The 21949-nt window shown below is 41.8% G+C and carries 27 protein-coding genes and 1 pseudogene; 27 read left to right on the forward strand and 1 reads right to left on the reverse strand.

Annotated features, from left to right (window positions below):
- Positions 1-22: 22 nt before the first annotated feature.
- The 26 genes from rplE (at position 23) to D8805_RS03635 (ending at position 19032) form a co-directional block, all read left to right on the forward strand.
- Positions 23-565 (forward strand): 50S ribosomal protein L5, encoded by a 543-nt coding sequence (gene rplE, locus D8805_RS03510; RefSeq protein ID WP_000013542.1) that lies wholly within the window; start codon positions 23-25, stop codon positions 563-565.
- Between the two features lie 17 nt (positions 566-582).
- The gene (locus D8805_RS03515) at positions 583-768 is read left to right on the forward strand and encodes a type Z 30S ribosomal protein S14 (RefSeq protein ID WP_001085697.1); all 186 of its coding nucleotides are present in this window, start codon (positions 583-585) and stop codon (positions 766-768) included.
- A 284-nt stretch (positions 769-1052) separates the two neighbouring features.
- On the forward strand, positions 1053-1451 hold the full coding sequence (gene rpsH, locus D8805_RS03520) for a 30S ribosomal protein S8 (protein WP_000245504.1): 399 nt from the start codon (positions 1053-1055) through the stop codon (positions 1449-1451).
- A gap of 166 nt (positions 1452-1617) precedes the next feature.
- A complete protein-coding gene (locus D8805_RS03525) occupies positions 1618-1797 on the forward strand; it encodes a hypothetical protein (RefSeq protein WP_000648250.1) in 180 nt (59 codons plus the stop codon).
- Positions 1798-1859: 62 nt separating this feature from the next.
- Positions 1860-2396, forward strand: a complete 537-nt coding sequence (gene rplF, locus D8805_RS03530) for a 50S ribosomal protein L6 (protein WP_061453122.1) — start codon at positions 1860-1862, stop codon at positions 2394-2396.
- An 83-nt stretch (positions 2397-2479) separates the two neighbouring features.
- A complete protein-coding gene (gene rplR / locus D8805_RS03535) occupies positions 2480-2836 on the forward strand; it encodes a 50S ribosomal protein L18 (RefSeq protein ID WP_004244055.1) in 357 nt (118 codons plus the stop codon).
- A 17-nt stretch (positions 2837-2853) separates the two neighbouring features.
- Entirely contained in the window at positions 2854-3348 is a 495-nt protein-coding gene (gene rpsE / locus D8805_RS03540; RefSeq protein WP_000874204.1) for a 30S ribosomal protein S5, read from the forward strand.
- 13 nt (positions 3349-3361) lie between these two features.
- The gene (rpmD, locus tag D8805_RS03545) at positions 3362-3544 is read left to right on the forward strand and encodes a 50S ribosomal protein L30 (RefSeq protein ID WP_000057241.1); all 183 of its coding nucleotides are present in this window, start codon (positions 3362-3364) and stop codon (positions 3542-3544) included.
- Positions 3545-3689: 145 nt separating this feature from the next.
- On the forward strand, positions 3690-4130 hold the full coding sequence (gene rplO, locus D8805_RS03550; RefSeq protein WP_000766092.1) for a 50S ribosomal protein L15: 441 nt from the start codon (positions 3690-3692) through the stop codon (positions 4128-4130).
- Between the two features lie 11 nt (positions 4131-4141).
- The gene (secY, locus tag D8805_RS03555; RefSeq protein WP_038805841.1) at positions 4142-5452 is read left to right on the forward strand and encodes a preprotein translocase subunit SecY; all 1311 of its coding nucleotides are present in this window, start codon (positions 4142-4144) and stop codon (positions 5450-5452) included.
- Between the two features lie 147 nt (positions 5453-5599).
- On the forward strand, positions 5600-6238 hold the full coding sequence (locus D8805_RS03560) for an adenylate kinase (protein ID WP_093586054.1): 639 nt from the start codon (positions 5600-5602) through the stop codon (positions 6236-6238).
- A gap of 116 nt (positions 6239-6354) precedes the next feature.
- The gene (infA, locus tag D8805_RS03565; protein WP_001029883.1) at positions 6355-6573 is read left to right on the forward strand and encodes a translation initiation factor IF-1; all 219 of its coding nucleotides are present in this window, start codon (positions 6355-6357) and stop codon (positions 6571-6573) included.
- Between the two features lie 24 nt (positions 6574-6597).
- Complete coding sequence (rpmJ, locus tag D8805_RS03570) at positions 6598-6714, forward strand: 50S ribosomal protein L36 (protein WP_001808836.1); 117 nt, start codon at positions 6598-6600, stop codon at positions 6712-6714.
- A gap of 17 nt (positions 6715-6731) precedes the next feature.
- Positions 6732-7097, forward strand: coding sequence for a 30S ribosomal protein S13 (gene rpsM, locus D8805_RS03575; protein ID WP_000090781.1), 366 nt, complete (start codon positions 6732-6734; stop codon positions 7095-7097).
- A 17-nt stretch (positions 7098-7114) separates the two neighbouring features.
- The gene (rpsK, locus tag D8805_RS03580) at positions 7115-7498 is read left to right on the forward strand and encodes a 30S ribosomal protein S11 (protein WP_001118385.1); all 384 of its coding nucleotides are present in this window, start codon (positions 7115-7117) and stop codon (positions 7496-7498) included.
- 42 nt (positions 7499-7540) lie between these two features.
- Positions 7541-8476 carry a DNA-directed RNA polymerase subunit alpha gene (locus tag D8805_RS03585; RefSeq protein WP_000568993.1) on the forward strand — a complete coding sequence of 312 codons (936 nt, stop codon included), beginning with the start codon at positions 7541-7543 and terminating at the stop codon, positions 8474-8476.
- 11 nt (positions 8477-8487) lie between these two features.
- Entirely contained in the window at positions 8488-8874 is a 387-nt protein-coding gene (gene rplQ / locus D8805_RS03590; RefSeq protein WP_000331493.1) for a 50S ribosomal protein L17, read from the forward strand.
- A gap of 263 nt (positions 8875-9137) precedes the next feature.
- The gene (locus D8805_RS03595) at positions 9138-9404 is read left to right on the forward strand and encodes an ACT domain-containing protein (protein ID WP_125415450.1); all 267 of its coding nucleotides are present in this window, start codon (positions 9138-9140) and stop codon (positions 9402-9404) included.
- 9 nt (positions 9405-9413) lie between these two features.
- The gene (locus D8805_RS03600) at positions 9414-10751 is read left to right on the forward strand and encodes a PFL family protein (RefSeq protein ID WP_125415451.1); all 1338 of its coding nucleotides are present in this window, start codon (positions 9414-9416) and stop codon (positions 10749-10751) included.
- A 236-nt stretch (positions 10752-10987) separates the two neighbouring features.
- Positions 10988-11680: a histidine phosphatase family protein gene (locus D8805_RS03605; protein ID WP_125415452.1), complete on the forward strand. Its 693-nt coding sequence runs from the start codon at positions 10988-10990 to the stop codon at positions 11678-11680.
- A 157-nt stretch (positions 11681-11837) separates the two neighbouring features.
- The gene (leuS, locus tag D8805_RS03610; protein WP_125415453.1) at positions 11838-14339 is read left to right on the forward strand and encodes a leucine--tRNA ligase; all 2502 of its coding nucleotides are present in this window, start codon (positions 11838-11840) and stop codon (positions 14337-14339) included.
- 195 nt (positions 14340-14534) lie between these two features.
- Positions 14535-15230, forward strand: coding sequence for a GNAT family N-acetyltransferase (locus tag D8805_RS03615; protein WP_038804629.1), 696 nt, complete (start codon positions 14535-14537; stop codon positions 15228-15230).
- 11 nt (positions 15231-15241) lie between these two features.
- Entirely contained in the window at positions 15242-15658 is a 417-nt protein-coding gene (locus D8805_RS03620) for a GNAT family N-acetyltransferase (protein WP_125415454.1), read from the forward strand.
- 484 nt (positions 15659-16142) lie between these two features.
- The gene (gene ruvB / locus D8805_RS03625; RefSeq protein WP_004246634.1) at positions 16143-17141 is read left to right on the forward strand and encodes a Holliday junction branch migration DNA helicase RuvB; all 999 of its coding nucleotides are present in this window, start codon (positions 16143-16145) and stop codon (positions 17139-17141) included.
- Positions 17122-17694 carry a nucleotidyltransferase family protein gene (locus D8805_RS03630; protein ID WP_125415455.1) on the forward strand — a complete coding sequence of 191 codons (573 nt, stop codon included), beginning with the start codon at positions 17122-17124 and terminating at the stop codon, positions 17692-17694. The genes ruvB and D8805_RS03630 overlap by 20 nt, the downstream gene beginning before the upstream one ends.
- 333 nt (positions 17695-18027) lie before the next feature.
- Positions 18028-19032 carry a sugar transferase gene (locus D8805_RS03635; protein WP_000862849.1) on the forward strand — a complete coding sequence of 335 codons (1005 nt, stop codon included), beginning with the start codon at positions 18028-18030 and terminating at the stop codon, positions 19030-19032.
- A 264-nt stretch (positions 19033-19296) separates the two neighbouring features.
- On the opposite strand, the pseudogene D8805_RS03640 reads toward D8805_RS03635, so the two are convergent.
- Positions 19297-19710, reverse strand: a pseudogene (locus tag D8805_RS03640) (EamA family transporter).
- A gap of 215 nt (positions 19711-19925) precedes the next feature.
- On the opposite strand from D8805_RS03640, the gene glmS reads away from it, so the two are divergent.
- Entirely contained in the window at positions 19926-21734 is a 1809-nt protein-coding gene (gene glmS / locus D8805_RS03645; RefSeq protein WP_125415456.1) for a glutamine--fructose-6-phosphate transaminase (isomerizing), read from the forward strand.
- Positions 21735-21949 lie beyond the last annotated feature (215 nt).

Here is a 21949-nt window from a genome sequence, read left to right on the forward strand (position 1 = left end):
CACGAAGGAAAGGAGAAGTATAATGGCAAATCGTTTAAAAGAAAAATATCTTAATGAAGTAGTTCCTGCTTTGACAGAACAATTCAACTACTCATCAGTGATGGCTGTACCTAAAGTAGATAAGATCGTTTTGAACATGGGTGTTGGTGAAGCTGTATCAAACGCTAAAAGCCTTGAAAAAGCTGCTGAAGAATTGGCGCTTATCTCAGGTCAAAAACCACTTATCACTAAAGCTAAAAAATCAATCGCCGGCTTCCGTCTTCGTGAAGGTGTAGCGATCGGTGCAAAAGTTACCCTTCGTGGTGAACGTATGTACGAATTCTTGGATAAATTGGTTTCAGTTTCACTTCCACGTGTGCGTGACTTCCACGGTGTTCCAACAAAATCATTTGATGGACGCGGAAACTACACTCTTGGTGTGAAAGAACAATTGATCTTCCCAGAAATCAACTTTGATGACGTTGACAAAACTCGTGGTCTTGACATCGTTATCGTAACAACTGCTAACACTGACGAAGAGTCACGTGCATTGCTTACAGGCCTTGGAATGCCTTTTGCAAAATAATATAGGAGGTAAATCTAATGGCTAAAAAATCAATGATTGCTAAGAACAAACGTCCAGCGAAGTTCTCTACTCAAGCTTATACTCGTTGTGAAAAATGTGGTCGTCCACATTCAGTTTACCGCAAATTTAAACTTTGCCGTGTTTGCTTCCGTGAATTAGCTTACAAAGGACAAATTCCTGGTGTAACAAAAGCATCTTGGTAATTTAAGATATCAAGGGCGTCAAAACTCCAAGTGAAAATAGGAAACTTGACGAAGAAACTGAAGTTTCTAGGAAAGTTTATCTTTTTCACACAGAGTTTAGCCCGGGTTCAGTTGGGCTTGCCAATTTGAACACGAGCTACAGCTTTGGCAAAAAAGACCAATTTTCTTTGGAGCATCGCTCCTGCATCAAATTGCCTATTTTTGCTCTTGCTGTTACGCTCTTTGTATCATGTATTAACTAGCAAGTGCAACTTGCAAACTACTAGTAAGAGGAGAAAAATAAAATGGTTATGACTGACCCAATCGCAGACTTTCTAACTCGTATTCGTAACGCTAACCAAGCGAAACACGAAGTACTTGAAGTACCTGCATCAAACATCAAAAAAGGGATTGCTGAAATCCTTAAACGCGAAGGTTTTGTTAAGAACGTAGAGATCATCGAAGATGACAAACAAGGCATCATCCGTGTATTCCTTAAATACGGACCAAACGGTGAAAAAGTTATCACTAACTTGAAACGTGTTTCTAAGCCAGGACTTCGTGTCTACAAAAAACGTGAAGATCTTCCAAAAGTTCTTAACGGACTTGGAATTGCTATCCTTTCAACTTCTGAAGGTTTGCTTACTGATAAAGAAGCTCGCCAAAAGAATGTTGGTGGGGAAGTTATCGCTTACGTTTGGTAAAATCAAGATACAAAGAGCGTCATGGGCAATGTGAAAATAGGAAATCTGACAAAGAGTGTTAACACTCTAGGAAGATTTGTCTTTTTCACACAGACCATAGCTCGTGTTCAATTTAGCTGATTTACTGATCAGCTAAATAGAGAGTAAATTAGTTTAGGAGAAAAAGATGAAAGCTACTGAATTGAATGAAAAACTTATTGTTGCAGAAGACGCTTTGGCTGAATTGTCAAAAGATGACCTTGTATCTCTTTTATGTGAAATTGGTTATAGTCCTGCGGCTATTGATGTATTGACAGAATATCAGGAGTTTGTCAAAGCTTTTCGAAAGAAACTAGGTTTGCTCTAATCCGAATGCCCCCCGTGAAAACTGGCCGTCATGGCCTGACAATCTAACAGGAGAAAATAAACATGTCACGTATTGGTAATAAAGTTATCGTGTTGCCTGCTGGTGTTGAACTCACTAACAATGACAACGTAGTAACTGTAAAAGGACCTAAAGGAGAACTTACTCGTGAGTTCTCAAAAGATATTGAAATCCGTGTGGAAGGTACTGAAGTAACTCTTCACCGTCCAAACGATTCAAAAGAAATGAAAACAATCCACGGAACTACTCGTGCCCTTTTGAACAACATGGTTGTTGGTGTATCAGAAGGATTCAAGAAAGAACTTGAAATGCGTGGGGTTGGTTACCGTGCACAACTTCAAGGAAAAAAACTTGTTTTGGCTGTAGGTAAATCTCATCCAGACGAAGTTGAAGCTCCAGAAGGAATTACTTTTGAACTTCCAAACCCAACAACAATCGTTGTTAGCGGAATTTCAAAAGAAGTAGTTGGTCAAACAGCTGCTTACGTACGTAGCCTTCGTTCACCAGAACCATATAAAGGTAAAGGTATCCGTTACGTTGGCGAATATGTTCGTCTTAAAGAAGGTAAAACAGGTAAATAATGGTGAGTGGTTGATCTTCAACCACCGACCTATTTTCCAACTTTGTGCATAGCACACGATTTAAAACTAAAGAGGTGAAAACTGTGATTTCAAAACCAGATAAAAACAAACTCCGCCAAAAACGCCACCGTCGCGTTCGCGGAAAACTCTCTGGAACTGCTGATCGCCCACGTTTGAACGTATTCCGTTCTAATACAGGCATCTACGCTCAAGTGATTGATGACGTAGCGGGTGTAACGCTCGCAAGTGCTTCAACTCTTGACAAAGAAGTTTCAAAAGGAACTAAAACTGAACAAGCCGTTACTGTCGGTAAACTCGTTGCAGAACGTGCAAACGCTAAAGGTATTTCAGAAGTGGTGTTCGACCGCGGTGGATATCTATATCACGGACGTGTGAAAGCTTTGGCTGATGCAGCTCGTGAAAACGGATTGAAATTCTAATAGGAGGACACTAGAAAATGGCATTTAAAGACAATGCAGTTGAATTAGAAGAACGCGTAGTTGCTGTCAACCGTGTTACAAAAGTTGTTAAAGGTGGACGTCGTCTTCGTTTCGCAGCTCTTGTTGTTGTTGGTGACCACAATGGTCGCGTAGGATTTGGTACTGGTAAAGCTCAAGAAGTTCCAGAAGCAATCCGTAAAGCAGTAGAAGATGCTAAGAAAAACTTGATTGAAGTTCCTATGGTTGGAACAACAATCCCACACGAAGTTCTTTCAGAATTTGGTGGAGCTAAAGTATTGTTGAAACCTGCTGTAGAAGGTTCTGGAGTTGCCGCTGGTGGTGCAGTTCGTGCCGTTGTGGAATTGGCAGGTGTGGCAGATATTACATCTAAATCACTTGGTTCTAACACTCCAATCAACATTGTTCGTGCAACTGTTGAAGGTTTGAAACAATTGAAACGCGCTGAAGAAGTTGCTGCCCTTCGTGGTATTTCAGTTTCTGATTTGGCATAAGAAAGGGGATAAAATGGCTCAAATTAAAATTACTTTGACTAAGTCTCCAATCGGACGCATTCCATCACAACGTAAAACTGTTGTAGCACTTGGACTTGGCAAATTGAACAGCTCTGTTATCAAAGAAGACAACGCTGCTATCCGTGGTATGATCACTGCAGTATCTCACTTGGTAACAGTTGAAGAAGTAAACTAATGAATTTTTAGGGGATGTGGCAATACTCATCCCCTAAAACTAGATATAGTCATCTAAGATGACGAATGTATAGGCGAGTTGATAAGGGAGACAACCTTTTCTCTCTTATCGGCGCTAGCATTTTACAAAAGAGGAGAAAATATAAATGAAACTTCATGAATTGAAACCTGCAGAAGGTTCTCGTAAAGTACGTAACCGTGTTGGTCGTGGTACTTCATCAGGTAACGGTAAAACATCTGGTCGCGGTCAAAAAGGTCAAAAAGCTCGTAGCGGTGGCGGAGTTCGCCTTGGTTTTGAAGGTGGACAAACTCCATTGTTCCGTCGTCTTCCAAAACGTGGATTCACTAACATCAACGCTAAAGAATACGCAATTGTAAATCTTGATCAATTGAACGTTTTTGAAGATGGTACTGAAGTTACTCCAGTTGTTCTTATCGAAGCAGGAATTGTAAAGGCTGAAAAATCAGGCGTTAAAATTCTTGGTAACGGTGAGTTGACTAAGAAGTTGACTGTGAAAGCAGCTAAATTCTCAAAAACAGCTGAAGAAGCTATCACTGCTAAAGGTGGTTCAGTAGAAGTCATCTAGAGAGGTGACCTATGTTTTTTAAATTATTAAAAGAGGCCCTCAAGGTTAAGAAAGTACGATCAAAAATTCTCTTTACGATTTTTATCATACTTGTCTTCCGTATCGGGACTAGTATTACTGTACCAGGTGTGAATGCAAAAAGTCTGGAAGCTTTGAGTGGATTATCCTTCTTAAACATGCTTAGTTTAGTTTCAGGGAATGCCATGAAGAACTTCTCGGTTTTTGCACTCGGTGTGAGTCCGTATATCACAGCTTCCATCGTTGTTCAATTGCTACAAATGGATATTGTTCCAAAGTTTGTAGAGTGGGGCAAGCAGGGGGAAGTAGGACGGAGAAAGATAAACCAAGCGACTCGTTATATTGCGCTTGTACTTGCGTTTGTGCAATCAATCGGAATCACTGCTGGTTTTAATACTCTATCTGGTGCAAAATTATTAACGACAGATCTAACCCCTCAAGTCTTTGTTACGATTGGTATTATCCTGACTGCAGGTACTATGATTGTTACTTGGCTAGGGGAGCAAATCACTGATAAGGGATATGGTAACGGGGTGTCTATGATTATCTTTGCAGGGATTGTGGCTTCAATTCCAGAGATGATTCATGGTATCTACGTGGACTATTTTGTCAATATCCCGAGTGATCGGTTGACATCATCTATTATATTTGTCGTTATTCTCATTATCGCTGTTTTGTTGATTGTTTACTTTACAACATATGTACAACAGGCAGAATATAAAATTCCGATCCAATATACAAAAGTTGCTCAAGGTGCTCCATCCAGTTCTTACCTTCCTTTGAAGGTCAATCCTGCTGGTGTTATCCCAGTTATCTTTGCAAGTTCCATTACAGCAGCACCTGCGGCTATTCTTCAGTTTGTCAGCGCTACAGGTCATGATTGGGCTTGGGTACGTACAGCACAGGAAATGTTATCTACAACATCTCCAACAGGTGTTGCCATGTATGCACTACTGATTATTCTCTTTACATTCTTCTATACATTTGTACAGATCAATCCAGAGAAAGCAGCAGAAAACTTGCAAAAGAGCGGAGCCTATATCCATGGTGTCCGTCCAGGTAAAGGAACGGAAGAGTTTATGTCAAAACTTCTTCGTCGCCTTGCAACCGTCGGTTCCCTTTTCCTTGGTGTGATTTCAATCTTGCCGATTGTAGCAAAAGATGTCTTTGGGCTCTCAGAAGCGGTTGCTTTTGGGGGAACTAGTCTTTTGATCATTATTTCGACAGGTATCGAAGGAATCAAACAGCTAGAAGGTTACCTATTGAAACGTAAGTATGTTGGTTTCATGGACAAAACAGAATAAAAGCAAGATTACTTTTGCTTAGGGAGTGGAGTATGAAGGTCTATCTAGAAAGATAGATTTTCATCTCCCCTCTTCTATTTTGTTTTTTAATAGGGGTTGAAATAAGTTTTCTGCTTCTATTTAAATACAAAATAAGGAGATCCTATCATGAATCTTTTGATTATGGGCTTACCTGGAGCAGGTAAGGGAACGCAAGCAGCTAAAATTGTGGAACAATTCCACGTGGCACACATTTCAACTGGAGATATGTTCCGTGCTGCTATGGCAAATCAAACCGAAATGGGTGTACTTGCGAAGTCATATATTGACAAAGGTGAGTTGGTTCCAGATGAAGTTACAAATGGAATTGTTAAAGAACGCCTTTCACAGGATGATATCAAAGAAACAGGTTTCTTGTTGGATGGTTACCCACGCACCATTGAACAAGCCCATGCTTTAGACAAAACATTGGCTGAACTTGGTATTGAACTTGAAGGTGTGATTAATATCGAAGTGAACCCAGATTGTCTCTTGGAACGTTTGAGCGGCCGTATTATCCACCGCCAAACAGGTGAAACCTTCCACAAAGTTTTCAACCCACCAGTTGACTACAAAGAAGAAGATTATTACCAACGTGAGGATGACAAACCTGAGACAGTGAAGCGTCGTTTGGATGTCAATATCGCTCAAGGTGAACCAATCATTGCTCACTACCGTGCTAAAGGATTAGTCCACGATATCGAAGGAAATCAAGATATCAACGATGTGTTTAAAGACATCGAAAAAGTATTGACAAATTTGAAATAAAGCGTTTTTCACACTTGCAAAAAATCGTTACAAATGTTATACTGAGATAGTCTGACTTATAATTGTTGTCTCTGTGTCTAGAGGCATCAAATCGAAATTTATGGAGGTGCTTTTGCGTGGCAAAAGACGATGTGATTGAAGTTGAAGGCAAAGTAGTCGATACAATGCCTAACGCAATGTTTACGGTTGAACTTGAAAATGGACATCAGATTTTAGCAACAGTTTCTGGTAAAATTCGTAAAAACTATATTCGTATTTTAGCGGGAGATCGTGTTACTGTCGAGATGAGTCCATATGACTTGACACGTGGACGTATCACTTACCGCTTTAAATAATCGAAAAACTTGGAGGGATAAGAAATGAAAGTAAGACCATCGGTCAAACCAATTTGCGAATACTGTAAAGTAATTCGTCGTAATGGTCGTGTTATGGTAATTTGCCCAGCAAATCCAAAACACAAACAACGTCAAGGATAAGATAGAAAGGAGAAAACATGGCTCGTATTGCTGGAGTTGACATTCCAAATGACAAACGCGTAGTAATCTCATTGACTTACGTTTATGGTATCGGACTTGCAACATCTAAGAAAATTTTGGCTGCTGCTGGAATCTCAGAAGATGTTCGTGTACGTGACCTTACATCAGATCAAGAAGATGCTATCCGTCGTGAAGTGGATGCAATCAAAGTTGAAGGTGACCTTCGTCGTGAAGTAAACTTGAACATCAAACGTTTGATGGAAATCGGTTCTTACCGTGGTATTCGTCACCGTCGTGGACTTCCTGTCCGTGGACAAAACACTAAAAACAACGCTCGCACTCGTAAAGGTAAAGCTGTTGCGATTGCTGGTAAGAAAAAATAATATAGGAGGTAAAAGTCTTGGCTAAACCAACACGTAAACGTCGTGTGAAAAAGAATATCGAATCTGGTATTGCTCATATTCACGCTACATTTAATAACACTATTGTTATGATTACTGATGTGCATGGTAATGCAATTGCTTGGTCATCAGCAGGTGCTCTTGGTTTCAAAGGTTCTCGTAAATCTACACCATTCGCTGCTCAAATGGCTTCAGAAGCTGCTGCTAAATCTGCACAAGAACACGGTCTTAAATCAGTTGAAGTTACTGTAAAAGGTCCAGGTTCTGGTCGTGAGTCAGCTATTCGTGCGCTTGCTGCCGCTGGTCTTGAAGTAACAGCAATTCGTGATGTGACTCCAGTGCCACACAATGGTGCTCGTCCTCCAAAACGTCGCCGTGTATAATCATTGCATTACACTGCTTTTCGTTTAAGAGGGAGTAACTAAATGATCGAGTTTGAAAAACCAAATATAACAAAAATTGATGAAAATAAAGATTATGGCAAGTTTGTAATCGAACCGCTTGAACGTGGCTACGGTACAACTCTTGGTAACTCTCTTCGTCGTGTACTACTAGCTTCCCTACCAGGAGCAGCAGTGACATCTATCAATATTGAAGGTGTCTTGCATGAGTTCGACACAGTTCCAGGTGTTCGTGAAGACGTGATGCAAATCATTCTGAACATTAAAGGGATTGCAGTGAAATCATACGTTGAAGACGAAAAAATCATTGAGCTTGACGTTGAAGGCCCTGCTGAAATTACAGCTGGAGATATTTTGACTGACAGTGATATTGAGATTGTAAATCCAGATCATTATCTCTTTACAATCGGTGAAGGTTCTTCTCTAAAAGCGACAATGACTGTTAACAGTGGTCGTGGATATGTACCTGCTGATGAAAACAAAAAAGATAATGCACCAGTTGGAACACTTGCTGTAGATTCTATTTATACACCAGTTACAAAAGTCAACTATCAAGTAGAGCCTGCTCGTGTAGGTAGCAATGATGGATTTGACAAATTAACCCTTGAAATCTTGACTAATGGAACAATTATTCCAGAAGATGCTTTAGGGCTTTCAGCACGAATCTTGACAGAACATCTTGATTTGTTTACAAATCTTACTGAGATTGCTAAGTCAACTGAAGTGATGAAAGAAGCTGATACTGAATCTGACGATCGTATTTTGGATCGTACGATTGAGGAACTGGACTTGTCTGTGCGTTCATACAACTGTTTGAAACGTGCCGGTATCAACACTGTGCATGATTTGACAGAAAAATCTGAAGCAGAGATGATGAAAGTACGAAATCTTGGACGCAAGAGTTTGGAAGAAGTGAAACTCAAACTCATTGACTTGGGTCTTGGATTAAAAGATAAATAAAGGAGGAATACATGGCTTACCGTAAACTAGGACGCACTAGCTCACAACGTAAAGCAATGCTTCGCGATTTGACAACTGACCTTTTGATCAACGAATCAATCGTGACAACTGAAGCTCGTGCTAAAGAAATCCGTAAAACTGTTGAAAAAATGATTACTCTAGGTAAACGTGGTGATTTGCATGCACGTCGTCAAGCAGCTGCTTTTGTACGTAATGAAATCGCATCTGAAAACTATGATGAAGCAACTGATAAGTACACTTCTACTACAGCACTTCAAAAATTATTCTCAGAAATCGCACCTCGTTATGCTGAACGTAACGGTGGATACACTCGTATCCTTAAAACTGAACCACGTCGTGGTGATGCTGCGCCAATGGCGATCATCGAATTAGTATAAAATCATCAATTTTGTTGAGTGTTATGATGATGGAGTCTTGTGCTCTTAGTCTAGCTCTGGTCTACCGCTGGGACTTCGGTCCTAGCGGGAACACTCATCATCATTTGATAGGGTAGACGCTTGTTTACGAAATTGTTTTTTGTTTAAGAACAACTTCGTAAGCAGGCGTTTTTTAGTATTTTTTACGGAAATATGCTATACTAAGGAAAAAGAAAATCAAAAACGTTCAGGTTTTCTAATAATCGTAGAATGGGAGTCTAAAGATGAAGGCTATTATTACAGTGGTTGGCAAGGACAAGGCAGGTATTGTTGCAAGCGTGTCTACGAAGATTGCAGAGTTGGGTTTGAATATTGACGATATTTCTCAAACAGTACTGGATGAGTATTTTACCATGATGGCGGTCGTTTCTAGTGACGAAAAGCAAGATTTCACCACTCTTCGTAATGAGTTTGAAACTTTCGGTCAGACCTTGAATGTTAAAATCAATATTCAAAGTGCAGCGATTTTTGATGCTATGTACAATATCTAGGAGGTTATCATGGATATTAGACAAGTTACGGAAACCATTGCCATGATCGAAGAGCAGAACTTCGATATCAGAACCATCACCATGGGGATTTCTCTTTTGGACTGTATCGATCCAGATATTGAACGTGCTGCTGATAAGATTTACCAAAAAATCACGACTAAAGCAGCAAATCTAGTGGCTGTAGGAGACGAAATTGCTGCAGAACTTGGGATTCCGATTGTCAATAAACGAGTATCGGTGACTCCGATTTCATTGATTGGAGCAGCGACAGATGCGACGGACTATGTCGTTTTGGCAAAGGCTCTTGATAGGGCGGCTAAGGAGATTGGTGTTGACTTTATTGGTGGTTTTTCGGCCTTGGTACAAAAAGGCTACCAAAAAGGAGATGAGATTCTCATCAATTCTATCCCACGAGCTCTAGCTGAGACAGACAAGGTTTGTTCGTCTGTCAATATCGGCTCAACCAAGTCAGGCATCAACATGACTGCGGTCGCAGATATGGGACGTATTATCAAGGAAACAGCGAGCTTATCGGATATGGGAGCTGCCAAGTTGGTCGTATTTGCTAACGCCGTTGAGGATAATCCTTTTATGGCGGGAGCCTTCCACGGTGTCGGTGAAGCAGATGTTATCATCAATGTCGGTGTTTCTGGTCCGGGAGTTGTCAAGCGTGCCTTGGAAAAAGTTCGTGGACAGAGCTTTGATGTAGTAGCGGAAACAGTCAAGAAAACGGCCTTCAAGATTACTCGTATCGGTCAATTGGTTGGGCAAATGGCGAGTGAACGCCTTGGTGTTGACTTTGGAATTGTCGACCTAAGTTTGGCACCTACTCCTGCAGTTGGAGATTCTGTGGCTCGTGTCCTTGAGGAAATGGGACTAGAAACAGTTGGCACGCATGGGACGACGGCTGCCCTCGCTCTTTTGAATGACCAAGTTAAAAAGGGCGGAGTGATGGCTTGTAACCAAGTCGGTGGCTTGTCAGGTGCTTTTATCCCCGTTTCTGAAGATGAGGGGATGATTGCTGCGGTGCAAAATGGCTCTCTGAATTTAGAAAAACTAGAAGCCATGACGGCTATCTGTTCTGTTGGGCTGGATATGATTGCCATTCCGGAAGATACACCTGCTGAAACCATTGCGGCTATGATTGCGGATGAGGCAGCAATTGGTGTCATTAACATGAAGACAACGGCCGTCCGTATTATTCCAAAGGGCAAAGAAGGCGATATGATTGAGTTTGGTGGCTTGCTAGGAACTGCTCCAGTTATGAAGGTCAACGAGGCTTCGTCTGTTGATTTCATCTCTCGCGGTGGGCAAATTCCTGCTCCTATCCATAGTTTTAAAAATTAATAAAAGAGAGAGAGGATTTAAGTTGGGTTTAAGGATGACTGTGTATACTATAATCATTAAATAAAGATCTCCTAACTTTATTTAATTAGAATCCTAAACTTTTTCATAATAATCTCCTAGGAAAGCTACCGTTAGGGTAGCTTTTCTTGTGGGAAAATTACGAGAGCGGACTTTACTGTTGAAAGCCGAATATTTCTTTGTTCCATGATATAATAGAAGAAAATGGAGGATAGAAAATGTCTAAAGTAAGATTGTACTTGATCCGTCATGGTAAAACGATGTTTAACACGATTGGACGTGCTCAAGGATGGAGTGATACGCCTCTAACCGCAGAAGGTGAGTTGGGAATCCATGAACTGGGAATTGGCTTGAGAGAGTCTGGTTTGCAGTTTGACAGAGCTTATTCCAGCGATTCAGGGCGTACTATTCAAACCATGGGAATTATCCTAGAAGAACTTGGTTTGCAGGGGAAAATTCCTTATCGAATGGATAAGCGAATCCGTGAGTGGTGCTTTGGTAGTTTTGATGGAGCCTATGATGGGGACCTCTTTATGGGGTTGATTCCGAGAATTTTCAATGTAGACCATGTTCATCAGTTGTCCTATGCAGAGCTAGCAGAAGGTCTAGTTGAGGTTGATACTGCAGGCTGGGCTGAAGGTTGGGAAAAACTCAGTGGTCGAATTAAGGAAGGTTTTGAAGCGATTGCCAAAGAAATGGAAGAACACGGAGGGGGCAATGCTCTCGTTGTGAGTCACGGGATGACCATTGGTACGATGGTTTACCTCATCAATGGCATGCACCCACATGGCTTGGATAATGGTAGTGTGACCATCCTAGAATACGAGAACGGCCAGTTTACAGTCGATGTCGTCGGTGACCGTTGTTATCGGGAACTGGGACGTGAGAAGATGGAAGAAAATAAGCATTGATCAAGATAGCTCCGCATAGGAGCTATTTTTATTCAGTTTAGCAAGAGTGTTTTCAGAGCCAATCTTTCTTGATAATGGAGGGGAAAAGATTCTTTCTCGACTTTCAAATTCCCCCAAAAATGGTATAATAGTAACATCATAAAATTGGAGAAATAGCATGAGTTTTTACAATCATAAGGAAATCGAGCTTAAGTGGCAGGGCTACTGGGCGAAACATCATACATTTAAGACAGGAACAGATGCCTCAAAACCGAAGTTTTATGCTCTGGACATGTTCCCATATCCATCAGGAGCTGGATTGCACGTAGGACACCCAGAAGGTTATACAGCAACGGATATTCTCAGCCGTTACAAACGTGCGCAAGGCTACAATGTCCTTCATCCAATGGGTTGGGATGCCTTTGGTTTGCCTGCAGAGCAATACGCTATGGATACGGGGAATGACCCAGCAGAATTTACAGCGGAAAACATTGCCAACTTCAAACGTCAAATCAATGCGCTTGGCTTCTCTTATGACTGGGATCGTGAGGTTAACACAACAGATCCAAACTACTATAAGTGGACGCAATGGATTTTCACTAAGCTTTACGAAAAAGGCTTGGCCTATGAAGCCGAAGTGCCTGTAAACTGGGTTGAAGAGTTGGGAACAGCTATCGCCAACGAAGAAGTGCTTCCTGACGGAACTTCTGAGCGTGGTGGCTATCCCGTTGTCCGCAAACCAATGCGTCAATGGATGCTTAAAATCACTGCCTATGCAGAGCGCTTGCTCAATGACTTGGATGAGTTGGATTGGCCAGAATCTATCAAGGATATGCAACGCAACTGGATTGGCAAATCCACTGGTGCTAATGTAACCTTTAAAGTTAAGGGAACGGACAAGGAATTTACCGTCTTTACCACTCGTCCTGACACTCTTTTCGGTGCGACTTTCACAGTCTTGGCTCCTGAGCATGATTTGGTTGACGCGATTACAAGCCCAGAGCAAGCAGAGGCTGTAGTTGACTACAAACATCAAGCCAGCCTCAAGTCAGACTTGGCTCGTACCGACCTTGCCAAGGAAAAAACTGGGGTTTGGACTGGTGCTTATGCCATCAACCCTGTCAATGACAAGGAAATCCCAATCTGGATAGCAGACTATGTTCTTGCTAGCTATGGAACAGGTGCTGTCATGGCCGTGCCTGCCCATGACCAACGTGACTGGGAATTTGCTAAACAGTTTGGTCTTCCAATCGTAGAAGTGCTTGAAGGTGGAAATGTAGCAGAAGCTGCCTATACTGAAGACGGTCTTCATGTCAATTCAGGCTTCTTAGATGGGCTGAACAAAGAAGACGCTATTACTAAAATTGTAGCTTGGTTGGAAGAAGCAGGCTGTGGTCAAGAGAAGGTGACCTACCGTCTCCGTGACTGGCTCTTTAGTCGTCAACGTTACTGGGGTGAGCCAATTCCAATCATTCATTGGGAAGATGGGACTTCAACAGCTGTTCCTGAAAGTGAATTGCCACTTGTCTTGCCAGTCACCAAGGATATCCGTCCTTCAGGTACAGGGGAAAGCCCATTGGCTAACTTGACAGACTGGCTTGAAGTGACTCGTGAAGATGGTGTCAAAGGTCGTCGTGAAACAAACACTATGCCACAATGGGCAGGTTCAAGTTGGTACTACCTCCGCTATATCGACCCACATAACACAGAAAAATTGGCCGATGAGGATCTCCTCAAACAATGGTTGCCAGTAGATATCTACGTGGGCGGTGCAGAGCACGCTGTACTTCACTTGCTCTATGCTCGTTTCTGGCACAAATTCCTCTATGATATTGGAGTTGTTCCGACTAAGGAACCATTCCAAAAACTCTTTAACCAAGGTATGATTTTGGGAACTAGCTACCGTGATCACCGTGGTGCGCTTGTGGCGACTGACAAGGTTGAAAAACGTGACGGTTCCTTCTTCCATGTGGAAACAGGAGAAGAGTTGGAGCAAGCACCAGCCAAGATGTCTAAATCTCTTAAGAATGTTGTTAACCCAGACGATGTGGTGGAACAATACGGTGCCGATACCCTTCGTGTTTATGAAATGTTCATGGGACCGCTTGACGCTTCGATTGCTTGGTCAGAAGAAGGTCTGGAAGGAAGCCGTAAGTTCCTTGACCGTGTTTACCGTTTGATTACAAGTAAAGAAATTGTTGCGGAAAATAATGGCGCTCTTGACAAGGTCTACAATGAAACAGTTAAATCTGTCACTGAGCAAATCGAATCCATGAAATTCAACACAGCCATTGCCCAACTTATGGTCTTTGTCAACGCTGCTAATAAGGAAGACAAACTCTATGTGGACTATGCCAAAGGCTTTATCCAATTGATTGCCCCATTTGCACCTCACTTGGCAGAAGAACTCTGGCAAATTGTTGCAGCAACAGGTGAATCCATCTCTTACGTGGCTTGGCCAACATGGGACGAAAGCAAATTGGTTGAAGACGAAATCGAAATCGTCGTCCAAATCAAAGGTAAAGTCCGTGCCAAATTCATGGTTGCGAAAGACCTATCACGTGAAGAATTGCAAGAAATCGCTCTAGCGGATGAAAAAGTTAAAGCAGAAATTGACGGTAAGGAAATCGTGAAGGTGATTGCGGTACCTAACAAACTCGTTAATATCGTTGTTAAATAACGAGTTTATTAGCCCTATCTGCCACCTTCAATAGTCCACTGGACCATTGAAGCCAACTAAACTCGTTAATATTGTTGGGAAATAAAATATAAATCCTTCAGAGTAGAATCTGGAGGATTTTTTGAATCTTGATATGAAAGTATGATATACTATGTGCAACTGTAAAGTTTGAAAAGTGAATCAAGGAGAAAAACGATGCCAGTAAACGAATATGGTCAGATGATTGGTGAGTCAATGGAAGGTTATACACCAGGTGAATTGCCTGCCATTGATTTCTTAGAAGGGCGCTACGCTCGGATAGAAGCTCTTTCAGTGGAAAAGCATGCGGAGGATTTGCTAGCTGTCTATGGTCCAGATACGCCTCGGGAGATGTGGACCTACCTCTTTCAGGAGCCGATGGCAGATATGGCGGGACTGGTCACCGTCTTAAATCAGATGTTGGCTCGTAAGGATCGTTTTTACTATGCGATTATAGACAAGGCAACTGGTAAGGCCTTGGGAACTTTTTCTCTCATGCGCATTGACCAGAATAACCGAGTAATAGAAGTGGGTGCCGTCACCTTTTCACCAGCACTTAAGGGGACGAGGATAGGAACAGAAGCCCAGTATCTCTTGGCTCGCTATGTTTTTGAGGAACTCAACTATCGTCGCTATGAGTGGAAATGCGACGCTCTAAATCTTCCATCAAGACGAGCTGCGGAACGTTTGGGCTTTGTCTATGAAGGAACCTTCCGTCAGGCAGTTGTTTATAAGGGGCGTACGAGGGATACGGATTGGCTCTCTATGATTGATAAGGACTGGCCTCAAGTCAAAGCTCGTTTGGAAGCATGGCTGGCTCCTAAAAATTTTGACAAGAATGGACGGCAGTACAAGAGTTTGAGAGAAATCTAAGAGGTGTTGACATGATTACCGTTAGAAAGCAAGAATTAGTAAATATAAATGATGTTTTGCATCTCTATCAGGCAGTCGGTTGGACAAATTATACCCATCAACCTCAGATGCTGGAGAAGGCCTTGTCTCACTCATTAGCGATTTATCTGGCACTTGATGGCAATGCCGTGGTGGGCTTGGTTCGTTTGGTCGGAGATGGTTTTTCGTCGATTTTTGTTCAGGATTTGATCGTTTTGCCTACTTATCAGCACCAAGGAATTGGCAGTGCCTTGATGAAAGAGGCTTTAGCTGATTACAAAGATGCCTATCAAGTCCAACTAGTGACCGAACAGACAGAAAAAACCTTGGGATTCTATCGTTCTCTGGGTTTTGAAACCTTATCTACTTATAATTGCACAGGAATGATTTGGGTCGATCGAAAAAAATAAAAAATTTTGTTTTTTCTTAAGCAAAGTTTAAGTCTCCTCGTGTATTATATAGTCATTAAATAAAGACCTCCTAATACTCTTCGAAAATCTCATCAACCTTCGTTAGAGTCGACTTAGCTAACTATAGTTATGCTTGCGTCTATCTGCCTAGTCTGATTTCGATTTTCATTGAGTACCCTTTATTTAATGAAATCCCAAACTTTTCTTTTTCATCATAATCTCCTAAAGAAGTCACCCAATCAGGTGGCTTTTTTGTGACTTGAGAAAGGAAATTTCATTTGGGGAAAATTAAAAAAATAATAAATCAGAAAAAAGTTAAGGTAATTTTAAGTCTCCTCGTGTATCATATAGCCATTAGATAAAGACCTCCTAACTTTATTTAATGAAATCCTAATCCTTTCTTTTTCATAATAATCTCCCTAAAGAAGCCACCCAATCAGGTGGCTTTTTTGTTTGTGGCTTGGATTTTTGATATAATGGAAACATGAATAGAATTTTAGATAATGAGATAATGGGGGATGAGGAGTTAGTAGAACGTACGCTCCGTCCTCAATACTTACGTGAATATATCGGGCAGGATAAGGTCAAGGACCAGCTGCAAATCTTTATCGAAGCTGCCAAAATGCGGGATGAAGCGCTGGACCATGTGCTCTTATTTGGGCCTCCAGGTTTGGGGAAAACGACCATGGCCTTTGTCATTGCTAACGAATTAGGTGTCAATCTCAAGCAAACGTCTGGTCCTGTCATTGAAAAAGCGGGTGATCTGGTAGCGATTTTGAATGATTTGGAGCCTGGGGACGTCCTCTTTATTGACGAGATTCATCGCTTGCCCATGTCAGTAGAAGAGGTGCTTTATAGTGCCATGGAGGACTTCTACATTGACATTATGATTGGGGCTGGAGAAGGCAGTCGCAGTGTCCATTTGGACTTGCCGCCATTCACCTTAATCGGAGCGACGACCCGTGCGGGTATGCTTTCAAACCCTCTACGAGCACGTTTTGGGATTACGGGTCATATGGAATACTATGCCCACGCTGACTTGACGGAAATTGTTGAACGAACGGCAGATATTTTTGAGATGGAAATCACTCATGAGGCAGCTGCTGAGTTGGCCTTACGTAGTCGAGGAACTCCCCGTATTGCCAATCGTCTCCTCAAGCGCGTGCGCGACTTTGCCCAGATTATGGGTGACGGCTTGATTGATGATGTGATTACCGATAAGGCTTTGACCATGCTAGATGTAGACCATGAAGGTTTGGACTATGTGGACCAAAAAATTCTTCGTACCATGATTGAGATGTATGGTGGAGGTCCTGTCGGTTTAGGAACTCTTTCTGTTAATATTGCCGAGGAGCGTGAAACGGTGGAGGACATGTACGAACCCTACCTCATCCAGAAAGGTTTTATCATGCGGACACGGTCTGGACGGGTTGCAACGGCTAAGGCCTACGAGCATTTGGGCTATGAATACAGTGAGAAATGAGCAAGATATTCTAGAAATTTTTAGAAAAAATCCAGATATGATGACTATTCTGATCATCATTCGAGACCTTGGTCTGAAAGACTCGTGGTTGGCAGCAGGTTCGGTTAGAAATTTCATCTGGAATCTCTTGTCAGACAAATCCCCTTTTGATCATGAAACGGACGTGGATGTGATTTTCTTTGATCCAGATATTTCTTATGAGGAAACAGTATCCCTAGAGAAAAAGCTGAGAGAAGATTTCCCTCGATATCAGTGGGAGTTGAAAAATCAGGTCTATATGCATCTGCACAGTCCCCACACTGTGCCTTACACGAGTTCTTGTGATGCCATGAGTAAATATCCAGAGCGCTGTACGGCGGTAGGACTTCGCTTGAATGAAGATTCCACTTTAGAGCTTTTTGCCCCCTATGGACTCGAGGATATCTTGAACTTTCAAGTTCATCCGACTCCTCACTTCTTAGAAAATGAAGACCGAATGAAACTCTATCAAACACGATTATCCAAGAAAAATTGGCAAGAAAAATGGGAAAATCTCACTTTCTCAAATCTTTGAAAAGAAGTTAGTGACTTGATTACATAAGAATTCTATATGTGAGTTTGTAATCATCACAAGATGAGCAGAGAAATCTAAAGATGCAAAAAATTATATACTCAACAGGAACAACTCATTCAATCTATCATAGCTAACAAAGATACCGAATTTGTGAGATTGAGTGAGAAAAACGTCTATTAAGGCTATCCTTATTGTTCTTGGAAGATAAGACTCCTGGAAAATTATCCCAAGTAACTAACTTGAGCTTGAAAATTGGCATGTAAACGCTTTTGAAAAGTCGTAAATTATGATACAATGTTTAGAGAAATTACTGAGACGAGGATTTAGAAAACAATGAAAGTACATTTCACAAATTTATTTGGGCAAGCATCAACGAGTGTTGCCTTGATGGCGCAGAACAATGTCATGAAAATTGTTCGAGACTTTGGAGTTAACGAACTGGGGATATATTTTTATGATGCAAGCCATGAACCGTGGGAAGAACTGAACTCGCGGATGGATGGAATTGTCGCGGGGGTATCTTATGGAGATGTCGTTTTTTTCCAATCTCCTTCATGGAATAGTGTTGAATGGGACAATCACTTGATAGAAAAGTTAAAGCTTTCTCATGTAAAAATGGTGATGTTTATCCATGATGTTCAGCCACTAATGTTTGAGAGCAATTATTATCTTATGAAGGCCCACATTGACATGTATAATAAATGTGATGTGGTGGTAGTACCATCCGAACAAATGTACCAGAAACTCGTTTCAGAAGGATTAACCGTCAAGAACTACGTTGTTCAAACACTCTGGGATCTTCCCCATGGTTTGGAACTCTATACTCCAAAATTTGAGAAAAAATTAATCTTCTCAGGGGATCCATCTCGTTTTCCACATATTGTTGACTGGAAACACAGTACCCCCCTTCATGTTTATGCTACGAGAGCAGAGGGAGTAGATTATTCCAAAGTCCATCTTGAGGGGTGGCGAACTCAGCAGGAATTATTGTTGGAGTTGTCTAAAGGAGGAGGTTTTGGCCTAGTATGGGGAAATTCCGAAAATCCTGCGGAAGAGCGTGACTACTACAAAGAAAATGTTTCTTATAAGTTGACAACTTATCTGGCCGCGGGTATTCCTGTGGTTGTGCCAGACTATCTTTCTAATGTGGACTATATCCGTGAGAAAGGTTTGGGCTTTGTCGTGTCCAGCTTGGAAGAAGCTAGCCGCGTGGTTCAGGAATGTACGGAAGAAGAGTATGATCAAATGGTCACAAGAGCAAAATACACAGCTTACTTAATTAAAAATGGTTATTTCACAAAGAAATTGTTTATTGATTCCATGATGCTCTTAGATTAGTCAAAAGTCGGTCATCAGTTTACCATATTCAGATTTAGAAAGGCAAAATTTCAAGTCGAAGTTAGCCGCCTGAGATAATTAGTTTTTTGTCAACTGTGTAGTGGGATGATGAAAAACCACATCTTGGAGGGAACCAATTTGGTTCTCTCCTTTTTGCTAGACGCTTGAAGCTGATTTCCTGTACTTATAAATTTAGACGTAAGAAAATACCCCCAAAACTATCTAGCTTTTTTGGGGGGAGCTCATATATGGAGGGGGAGAGGATTACAAAATCATCACCAAGGTTCCAATCGTAATCAGTATACATCCAATGATTGTTTTAAACGTCAGGACATCTTGTAGAAAGAAAAAGGCTAAAACGAGTGTAATGACGAGACTAAACTTATCGACAGCAGATACCTAAGTCGCATTGCCCATCTGCAAGGCCTTGTAGTAGCAGAGCCAGGAGGCGCCTGTTGCCAAACCAGACAGGATGAGAAAGAGCCAACTTTTTCTACTGATGTTGACAATCTCAGTCTGACTATTGGTCAAGAAAACCATAGCCCAAGCCATAAGAATGACGACGACCGTACGAATGGCTGTTGCTAGATTGGACGGAACTCCTTCAATCCCAATCTTGGCTAAAATAGAAGTTAAAGCTGCAAAGACAGCAGATAAAAGTGCGAAGAAAAACCACATGGTAACTACCTCCTCTCTCTATTATAAGTAATCGAATCCTACTTGTCAGTTCTCAAGTGAAATCTTGCTCTGATGGCATTTTAAAAAGCTATACCAATTTTTATGCTTGACAAGTGAGAAAAACAAGTATATACTGTCTTTGCTGGTTCTGTAAAAGGAAAATCAGACTATACCAATTTAAGGAGAAAGCACAGCTGGTCTGTGTCGTATATACTATGTGTGGAATTGTCGGTGTTGTTGGAAACACAAATGCAACTGATATTTTGATTCAAGGGCTTGAAAAGCTTGAATACCGTGGCTATGATTCTGCGGGAATTTTTGTCCTAGGTGGTGCTGAAAATCATCTAGTCAAGGCTGTTGGCCGTATCGCTGAATTGTCTGCTAAGACAGCTGGTGTTGAGGGAACAACTGGTATCGGTCATACGCGTTGGGCGACTCATGGTAAACCAACGGAGGACAATGCTCACCCACACCGCTCTGAGACTGGACGTTTTGTTTTGGTGCACAATGGGGTGATTGAAAACTACCTTGAGATCAAGGAAGAATACCTTGCAGGTCACCACTTCAAGGGGCAGACAGATACTGAAATCGCCGTTCACTTGATTGGAAAATTTGCAGAAGAAGATGGTTTCTCAGTTCTTGAAGCCTTCAAAAAAGCTCTTCACATCATCCGTGGTTCTTATGCCTTTGCCTTGATTGACTCTGAAAATCCAGATGTCATCTATGTCGCAAAGAACAAATCACCACTTTTGATTGGTCTTGGAGATGGCTACAACATGGTCTGCTCAGATGCTATGGCTATGATTCGTGAGACCAACCAATATATGGAAATCCATGACCAAGAGTTGGTAATCGTCAAGGCTGATAGCGTTGAAGTGCAAGACTATGATGGTAACAGTCGTGAGCGTGCTAGCTATACTGCCGAGCTTGACTTGTCTGATATCGGTAAGGGAACTTATCCTTACTACATGCTCAAGGAAATTGACGAGCAACCAACAGTTATGCGTAAACTTATCCAAGCCTACACAGATGAGGCAGGTCAAGTAGTGGTAGACCCAGCTATCATCAAGGCTGTTCAAGACGCAGACCGCATCTACATCCTTGCAGCTGGGACATCTTACCATGCAGGATTTGCTTCTAAGAAGATGTTGGAAGAATTGACGGATACGCCAGTGGAACTTGGAATCTCATCTGAGTGGGGCTATGGTATGCCACTTCTCAGCCAAAAACCACTCTTTATCTTTATCAGCCAGTCTGGTGAAACAGCTGACAGCCGTCAAGTTTTGGTCAAGGCCAATGAGTTAGGCATCCCAAGCTTGACAGTGACAAACGTGCCAGGTTCAACCCTTTCACGCGAAGCCAACCATACCATGCTCCTTCACGCGGGTCCTGAAATTGCTGTGGCATCAACCAAGGCTTATACAGCGCAAATTGCAGCCCTTGCCTTCCTTGCAAAAGCAGTCGGTGAAGCAAATGGCAATGCTAAAGCACAAGCCTTTGATCTGATTCGTGAGTTGTCTATCGTAGCTCAGTCTATCGAATCAACCCTTTCAGAAAAAGAAACCATTGATGCCAAGGTTCGTGACCTTCTTGAAACAACTCGCAACGCCTTTTATATCGGACGTGGTCAAGACTACTACGTAGCTATGGAAGCGAGTCTTAAGCTTAAAGAGATTTCTTACATCCAGTGTGAAGGCTTTGCGGCAGGAGAACTCAAGCACGGAACCATTGCCTTGATTGAAGAAGGAACGCCTGTCTTGGCCCTCCTATCAGATCCAGTCCTTGCCAACCATACTCGTGGAAATATCCAAGAGGTCGCAGCCCGTGGTGCCAAGGTTCTCACTATTGCAGAAGAGAATGTTGCCAAAGATACAGACGATATCGTCCTAACGACCGTCCACCCTTACCTCTCACCAATCTCAATGGTCGTACCAACGCAATTAGTCGCTTACTTTGCAACACTCCACCGTGGCCTTGATGTGGACAAACCACGTAACCTTGCTAAGTCAGTAACTGTGGAATAAGACTGAGTATAAATAATTCTTATCAAGCTTATAAAAATTTCATATCGTAGAGAACATCATTTGAAAACAATGAGTATAAACACCTTGGAAACCCTGATTTAAAGGGATTTCTAAGGTGTTTTTCTTTATAGATATAAAAATTTCTAATCGAGTTGATAGTCAATATATATTGGGAAAAGGGGAAAAGGAGTGGTAAGATGGTTTCAATCCAAATG

Origin of the sequence: Streptococcus oralis subsp. dentisani (assembly GCF_003944205.1) — a bacterium.
GTDB classification, from domain to species: domain Bacteria; phylum Bacillota; class Bacilli; order Lactobacillales; family Streptococcaceae; genus Streptococcus; species Streptococcus oralis_BH.

Excerpts from the sequence above, each read along its gene's own strand:
- rpsH (WP_000245504.1), top strand. The coding sequence starts at position 1,053 with ATGGTTATGACTGACCCAATCGCAGACTTTCTAACTCGTATTCGTAAC.
- rplO (WP_000766092.1), top strand. The coding sequence starts at position 3,690 with ATGAAACTTCATGAATTGAAACCTGCAGAAGGTTCTCGTAAAGTACGT.
- D8805_RS03525 (WP_000648250.1), top strand. The coding sequence starts at position 1,618 with ATGAAAGCTACTGAATTGAATGAAAAACTTATTGTTGCAGAAGACGCT.
- rpmJ (WP_001808836.1), top strand. The coding sequence starts at position 6,598 with ATGAAAGTAAGACCATCGGTCAAACCAATTTGCGAATACTGTAAAGTA.
- D8805_RS03515 (WP_001085697.1), top strand. The coding sequence starts at position 583 with ATGGCTAAAAAATCAATGATTGCTAAGAACAAACGTCCAGCGAAGTTC.
- D8805_RS03600 (WP_125415451.1), top strand. The coding sequence starts at position 9,414 with ATGGATATTAGACAAGTTACGGAAACCATTGCCATGATCGAAGAGCAG.
- D8805_RS03630 (WP_125415455.1), top strand. The coding sequence starts at position 17,122 with ATGAATACAGTGAGAAATGAGCAAGATATTCTAGAAATTTTTAGAAAA.
- rplF (WP_061453122.1), top strand. The coding sequence starts at position 1,860 with ATGTCACGTATTGGTAATAAAGTTATCGTGTTGCCTGCTGGTGTTGAA.
- glmS (WP_125415456.1), top strand. The coding sequence starts at position 19,926 with ATGTGTGGAATTGTCGGTGTTGTTGGAAACACAAATGCAACTGATATT.
- leuS (WP_125415453.1), top strand. The coding sequence starts at position 11,838 with ATGAGTTTTTACAATCATAAGGAAATCGAGCTTAAGTGGCAGGGCTAC.
- rpmD (WP_000057241.1), top strand. The coding sequence starts at position 3,362 with ATGGCTCAAATTAAAATTACTTTGACTAAGTCTCCAATCGGACGCATT.
- D8805_RS03595 (WP_125415450.1), top strand. The coding sequence starts at position 9,138 with ATGAAGGCTATTATTACAGTGGTTGGCAAGGACAAGGCAGGTATTGTT.
- D8805_RS03585 (WP_000568993.1), top strand. The coding sequence starts at position 7,541 with ATGATCGAGTTTGAAAAACCAAATATAACAAAAATTGATGAAAATAAA.
- D8805_RS03615 (WP_038804629.1), top strand. The coding sequence starts at position 14,535 with ATGCCAGTAAACGAATATGGTCAGATGATTGGTGAGTCAATGGAAGGT.
- rplE (WP_000013542.1), top strand. The coding sequence starts at position 23 with ATGGCAAATCGTTTAAAAGAAAAATATCTTAATGAAGTAGTTCCTGCT.
- ruvB (WP_004246634.1), top strand. The coding sequence starts at position 16,143 with ATGAATAGAATTTTAGATAATGAGATAATGGGGGATGAGGAGTTAGTA.
- D8805_RS03560 (WP_093586054.1), top strand. The coding sequence starts at position 5,600 with ATGAATCTTTTGATTATGGGCTTACCTGGAGCAGGTAAGGGAACGCAA.
- D8805_RS03605 (WP_125415452.1), top strand. The coding sequence starts at position 10,988 with ATGTCTAAAGTAAGATTGTACTTGATCCGTCATGGTAAAACGATGTTT.
- D8805_RS03635 (WP_000862849.1), top strand. The coding sequence starts at position 18,028 with ATGAAAGTACATTTCACAAATTTATTTGGGCAAGCATCAACGAGTGTT.
- D8805_RS03620 (WP_125415454.1), top strand. The coding sequence starts at position 15,242 with ATGATTACCGTTAGAAAGCAAGAATTAGTAAATATAAATGATGTTTTG.
- rpsM (WP_000090781.1), top strand. The coding sequence starts at position 6,732 with ATGGCTCGTATTGCTGGAGTTGACATTCCAAATGACAAACGCGTAGTA.
- secY (WP_038805841.1), top strand. The coding sequence starts at position 4,142 with ATGTTTTTTAAATTATTAAAAGAGGCCCTCAAGGTTAAGAAAGTACGA.
- rpsE (WP_000874204.1), top strand. The coding sequence starts at position 2,854 with ATGGCATTTAAAGACAATGCAGTTGAATTAGAAGAACGCGTAGTTGCT.
- rplQ (WP_000331493.1), top strand. The coding sequence starts at position 8,488 with ATGGCTTACCGTAAACTAGGACGCACTAGCTCACAACGTAAAGCAATG.